The organism is Winogradskyella sp. UBA3174, from assembly GCF_002364335.1.
Taxonomy (GTDB): Bacteria; Bacteroidota; Bacteroidia; order Flavobacteriales; family Flavobacteriaceae; genus Winogradskyella.
The window spans coordinates 1-6,446 of record NZ_DEXW01000077.1 but is presented as its reverse complement, the minus strand read 5'-3'; the positions used below and the strand labels follow the sequence as shown (position 1 = coordinate 6,446).

4 protein-coding genes are annotated in these 6,446 nt (G+C 34.3%); all 4 read left to right on the top strand.

All coding sequences use genetic code 11. The features are described 5' to 3' along the window. The first annotated feature begins 148 nt into the window (after positions 1-148). Positions 149-3,850, top strand: a complete 3,702-nt coding sequence (locus tag B2U95_RS14490) for an efflux RND transporter permease subunit (RefSeq protein WP_296317381.1) — start codon at positions 149-151, stop codon at positions 3,848-3,850. After that, on the top strand, positions 3,847-5,064 hold the full coding sequence (locus tag B2U95_RS14485) for a TolC family protein (protein ID WP_296317379.1): 1,218 nt from the start codon (positions 3,847-3,849) through the stop codon (positions 5,062-5,064). Before B2U95_RS14490 ends, B2U95_RS14485 begins: the two co-directional genes overlap by 4 nt. Positions 5,065-5,067: 3 nt before the next feature. After that, positions 5,068-5,796, top strand: a complete 729-nt coding sequence (locus B2U95_RS14480) for an acetolactate decarboxylase (RefSeq protein ID WP_296317378.1) — start codon at positions 5,068-5,070, stop codon at positions 5,794-5,796. Continuing rightward, positions 5,797-6,446, top strand: a 650-nt coding sequence (locus B2U95_RS14475; RefSeq protein WP_296317376.1) for a heavy metal translocating P-type ATPase, incomplete at its 3' end; no start/stop codon positions are given.

The following is a 6,446-nucleotide window of genomic DNA, read 5'->3' as shown; positions in this document are numbered from 1 at the left end:
AAGGCAACTCTACAAGCTAGACGAGACGTATTTAATTTGATTTTTAAACAATAGACTGTGTTATCCTATAACTGTAATGTTATAAGGATAATTCGTTGTATTCGGTGTTCTCATAACACTTATGTCTAATTGTTTAAAATTCAATTCAATGCTAAATAAAAGCATCAAATTCTTAATAGAGCATAAACTCGTTGCTGTACTTCTACTATTCCTTTTTGTTGGATGGGGAACTATAAACGCACCTTTTAATTGGGATACTGGGTTTTTACCTAGCAATCCTGTCGCTGTAGATGCTATTCCTGATATTGGTGAAAACCAACAAATCGTATTTACAAAATGGGATGGTCGTTCACCACAAGATATTGAGGATCAAATTACGTATCCTCTAACCGCTTCCCTACTCGGTATTCCTGGTGTAAAAACGATTCGTAGTTCTTCTATGTTTGGTTTTTCAAGTATCTATATCATTTTTGAAGAAGATATAGAATTTTATTGGAGTCGTAGTCGCATCCTAGAAAAACTCAACTCATTACCAAGCGGACTGTTACCAGAAGGTGTTAATTCGGCTTTAGGTCCAGATGCCACAGGTTTAGGACAAATATTTTGGTATACACTTGAAGGTCGTGATGAAAAAGGAAATGTAACTGGTGGTTGGGATTTACAAGAATTACGGAGCATTCAAGATTACTACGTAAAATATGCTTTATCGTCTGCAAGTGGAGTTTCTGAAGTCGCTTCCATTGGTGGTTACGTTCAGGAATATCAAGTAGATGTGAATCCAGAACTGATGCGTCAATACAACATTGGTCTAAACCAAGTTGTAAGAGCAGTAAAAGAAAGCAATCAGGACATTGGTGCACAAACCTTAGAAATTAACCAAGTAGAATATTTAGTGCGAGGTTTGGGCTATGTGAAATCCATTGAAGATATAGAAAATGCAGTAGTCACTTCTCAAGATTATACATCGATACGAATTAAAGACATTGGTAAAGTCTCATTAGGTCCTGCGGCGCGCAGAGGATTATTAGATAAAGAAGGTGCAGAAGTTGTTGGTGCTGTTGTAGTAGCGCGTTATGGCGCTAATCCGATGGAAGTCATTAACAATGTAAAAGAAAAAATTAAGGAGTTAAGCTCAGGATTGCCTTCTAAAGTTTTAGCAGATGGACGCACTTCCCAAGTTACTATTGTTCCTTTTTATGACAGAACAGAATTGATTGAAGAAACATTAGGAACGCTAAATGAAGCCTTAACATTAGAGATTCTAATCACCATTTTGGTCATTATGATAATGGTGTTTAACCTTAGAGCTTCAATATTAATATCGGGTTTATTACCAGTTGCAGTTTTAATGGTGTTTATAGCCATGAAATTATTCGGTGTTGATGCGAATATTGTAGCACTTTCTGGAATTGCTATTGCTATTGGTACGATGGTCGATGTTGGTGTAATACTCTCAGAAAACATTATTCGACATCTGGATGAAGACGATGGGAAATTACCTATTAATACTGTCGTTTATAATGCCACAGCAGAAGTATCGGGTGCTATTGTTACAGCAGTAATGACAACTATCATTAGTTTCATTCCTGTATTTACTATGATTGGCGCAGAAGGAAAATTATTTAGACCATTAGCCTTTACAAAAACATTTGCATTAACCGCTTCAATTATTGTGGCCTTGTTTTTAATTCCGCCTTTTGCAGCGTTTCTATTCCGAAGAAAAAGTATCAAAAAGAGTTTTAGCTACATTTTAAATACGGCTTTAATTGTCGTTGGAATAGTGGGTGTAATCTATGGCTATTGGTTTTCATTAATCTTAATAGGCTTCGGTATTACAGGGATTTTAAAGCTTAAAAGAAACGTTAATGAAAAGCAAGCTAACCTTATCAATATCATCATTTCAGTAGCTGCAATTGTATTCTTATTAGCTGAATACTGGAGACCTTTAGGAATTGATAAAAGTATCTTTTGGAATCTCATTTTTGTAAGTGTTATTTGTTTTGGATTATTAGGTGTTTTTACTTTATTTAGAAGGTATTATACGCCCATTTTAAGATGGTGTTTAAACAACAAACTGGTATTCTTATCCATACCAACAGCTCTTGTTATTGCTGGTTTTTTTATCATGAAAAATACAGGCAAAGAGTTTATGCCATCATTAAATGAAGGCTCTTTTCTATTGATGCCAACGTCGATGCCACATTCTGGTGTTGCAGAAAACAAACGGGTTTTACAGCAATTGGATATGGCAGTTGCCAGTATTCCAGAGATTAAAACCGTCGTTGGTAAAGCAGGTCGTACAGAATCTGCTTTAGATCCTGCACCTTTATCCATGTACGAGAATATTATTCAGTATAAATCTGAATATATGTTGAATGATAATGGAGAACGTCAACGCTACAAAGTCAATGATGATGACGAATATGTATTAAAAAATGGAATGTCATTGCGAGCGGAACAAAGTGAAGCGTGGCAATCTCTCAATGCAAAGAAACAACTCATTCCAGACAATGACGGTAAGTTCTATCGCAATTGGCGACCAGAGATTAAATCACCTGATGATATTTGGAATGAAATTATAAGAGTTACCAAATTGCCAGGAGTCACCTCTGCACCTAAGTTACAACCGATAGAAACCAGACTTGTAATGCTTCAAACAGGAATGCGAGCACCAATGGGAATAAAAGTAAAAGGTCAAGATTTAAAACAAATAGAAGCCTTTGGTGTACAGTTAGAAACCATTTTAAAACACGCTGAAGGTGTAAAAGAAGAAGCTGTTTTTGCAGACCGTATTGTTGGTAAACCCTATTTACTTATTGATATTGATAGAGCGGAAATTGCACGCTATGGTATTTCCATACAAGATGTACAAGACGTTTTAAAAGTTGCTGTTGGTGGCATGGTCTTAACCCAAACGGTTGAAGGCAGAGAACGTTATGGAGTTCGGGTACGTTATCCGAGAGAATTACGAGCCAATCCAACCGATTTAAAACAAATTTATATTCCTGTTGCGAAAGGCAGTTCAGTTCCTTTAAGTGAATTAGCGACCATTCGTTACGAACAAGGGCCACAAGTTATTAAAAGTGAAGATACCTTTTTAGTTGGCTATGTGCTATTTGACAAGTTAGATGGTTTTGCGGAAGTTAGTGTTGTTGAAAACGCACAAGCTTTAATTCAGCAAAAAATTGATTCAGGTGAATTGGTAGTCCCAAAAGGTATTAACTACAAGTTTACAGGAACGTATGAGAATCAATTAAGAGCGGAAGAAACATTGTCTATAGTTGTGCCTTTAGCATTAGCAATTATCTTTTTGATTCTATACTTCCAATTTCGCTCGATAGCGACGTCTCTAATGGTATTTACAGGAATAGCAGTGGCGTTTTCTGGTGGATTTATAATGATATGGCTCTATGGTCAAGATTGGTTTTTAAACTTCAATGTCGCTGGAGAAAATATGCGCGATTTATTTCAGATGCACCCAATTAATTTAAGTGTCGCCGTTTGGGTTGGATTTATTGCGCTTTTCGGAATAGCAACAGATGATGGTGTGGTGATGGCAACCTATTTAACACAAACATTTGATAGAAATACACCAGAAAACAAAGCCGAAATTAGAGCATCTATAGTCGAAGCTGGTGAAAAACGAATTAGACCATGTTTAATGACAACTGCCACAACTATATTAGCATTATTACCAATTTTAACATCCACAGGACGCGGAAGTGATATTATGATTCCTATGGCAATCCCAAGTTTTGGCGGCATGTTAATCGCATTGATTACTTTATTTGTTGTCCCAGTATTATACAGCTGGAAACAAGAATTTAAACTTAAAAGAACAATAAAATGAAAAGAATAGTTTTAATCATAATTTACCTTTTGTCATTTGCTTTTTCTAATGCACAACAATTAGAAACATTTATTGAAGACGCTTTAGAAAATAGTCCTGTAATTCAGAAGTTTGAATTACAATACAGTATCGCTTCCGAAAAAGTAAACGAAGTCAACACCATACCTAATACTGAATTTGGTGTTGGCTACTTTGTAAGCGAACCAGAAACACGTACTGGAGCACAACGTTTTAAAGTGTCAGCTAAACAAATGCTGCCTTGGTTTGGTAATATAACTGCTAGAGAAAACTATGTGAATTCTTTAGCAGATGCTAAATATGAAGACATCGTAATTGCTAAAAGAAAACTAATAGCTTCTGTATCACAATCGTATTATAATCTTTATGCTAACAAGGCGAAACAAGAGATATTAGTAAAAAACATCCAATTACTTGACACCTATGAAACCTTAGCGTTGACCTCTGTTGAAATTGGTAAAGCATCAGTTGTAGATGTATTACGATTACAAATGCGTCAAAATGAAATGCACCAATTATTAGCTATTTTGAGTCAACAGTTTCTTGCAGAACAAACCAATTTTAATAAACTCTTAAATCGAGATAAAGCTATTTCAGTCCAAGTTATAAATGAATTGAATTTACCTTCTGAAGATTTTGAAATGAATTCAGAAAATTTAGCATTACATCCTGAATTGCTGAAATATGATAAACTCTATCAATCAGTAGAACAATCAGAATTACTAAACCAAAAAGAAAGCAGTCCAATGATTGGTTTCGGTTTAGATTATATCAGTGTTGATGAGCGTCCTAATATGAATTTCAGTGATAATGGAAAAGATATTATTATGCCTATGATTGCCGTTACTATTCCCATTTTTAATAAAAAAAACAAATCACAAACCAAACAAAACGAATTGCAACAACAAGAAATTGTAGCGCAAAAACAAGAACGCTTAAATACTTTGGAAACACTCTTAGATAAAGCTGTGAACGAAAAAATTTCGGCTCGCATAAGTTATACTACTCAAACCAAGAATCTAAAGCAAGCTAAAGATGCAGAGCAAATCTTAATTAGAAGTTATGAAACAGGAACGATTGATTTTAATGATGTCCTCGATATTCAAGAACTACAATTGAAATTTCAAATGAATCAAATCGATTCTATTAAAACCTATTATTTACAAACCACAATTATTAACTATTTAACCAATTAAACAATGAGTAAATCGATATACATAATAGCACTAACAACCATCTTACTAATGGGTTCTTCTTGTCAATCCAAAGACAAGAAACCTAAAGTGAATGAAGTAAAACATTCTGGCGCTTTAAGAACGATTATGTCTGGTAATATTAAATCAGTAATTGATTTAGATAGTCTTTCAAATAAAAAACACTTTTATGCACTTGGAGCTGTAGAACATCTAAAAGGAGAAATACAAATATTCGATAGTAAACCGAGCAACAGTTTTGTTACAGATAGTAGTTTACAAATTAAAGATTCCTATAATCTAAAGGCAGCTTTATTAGTTTATGCAGAAGTTAAAGAATGGGATTCATACAAAACAGAAAATAACACCACTAAAGAAGCATTGGAATCCACCATATTTGAACTAGCTAAAAGTAGCGGCATAAATACAGAGAAGCCTTTTCCATTTTTACTAGAAGGTACAGTTGCATCTTTAGATTGGCACGTCATTAATTGGAAGGATGGTGATACTGTACATAATCATAAAAAACATACAGAAGCTGGCTTAAATGGAAACTTGAAGAATAGTCAAGTTCAAATTATAGGATTTTATTCTACAAAGCATAAAGCAGTTTTTACACATCATACGACCAATATGCATATGCATTTTAAAACAGATGATAATGCTATTGCTGGACATATCGATGATATAAATTTAGACAATGAATTGATACTAAAACTACCAAAACAAGAATAGATGAAACACACATATAAAATAACAGGAATGACTTGTAATAACTGCAAGGCTTCCGTAGAAAAATATTTAAACGATATAGACCATGTGTTTAATGCAACTGTAAACCTGGAAAAAGCTGAAGCAGAAGTCACTATGGATAAGCATGTCGCTACACAAGTATTAAAACAAGCTTTGCCAGACAAGTATACGTTAACGGAAGAGCAAAAAAATAATGTATTCGAATCTTCAGGGGTATCATCTATGCCAGTAGAAGATGAAAAAAGCAAATTTCAACAATTAAAACCATTACTGCTGATCATCTTTTATATCGCAACAGCAAGTATATTATTACATTATAAAAACTGGAGTTGGAATGCCTTCATGCTAGATTTTATGGGCTTATTCTATATCGTATTTAGTTTCTTCAAGATGTTGGACTTAAAAGGATTCCCTGAATCCTTTAGTATGTATGATCCATTAGCAAAACGAGTTCCTGTTTACGGAAAAATATATCCTTTTATTGAAACCGCTTTGGGATTAATGTTCTTAATGCGTTTTGAAATTGATAGCGCTCTAATAATCACAATCGTTGTTTTAGGAATTACCACAATTGGAGTTACTAAAACACTTTTAGACAAGAAAGCGATACGATGTGCCTGTTTAGGTACAGC

Bases quoted from the DNA above. Each gene is read 5' to 3' on its own strand.
- B2U95_RS14490 (WP_296317381.1), top strand. From the start codon at position 149: ATGCTAAATAAAAGCATCAAATTCTTAATAGAGCATAAACTCGTTGCT.
- B2U95_RS14485 (WP_296317379.1), top strand. From the start codon at position 3,847: ATGAAAAGAATAGTTTTAATCATAATTTACCTTTTGTCATTTGCTTTT.
- B2U95_RS14480 (WP_296317378.1), top strand. From the start codon at position 5,068: ATGAGTAAATCGATATACATAATAGCACTAACAACCATCTTACTAATG.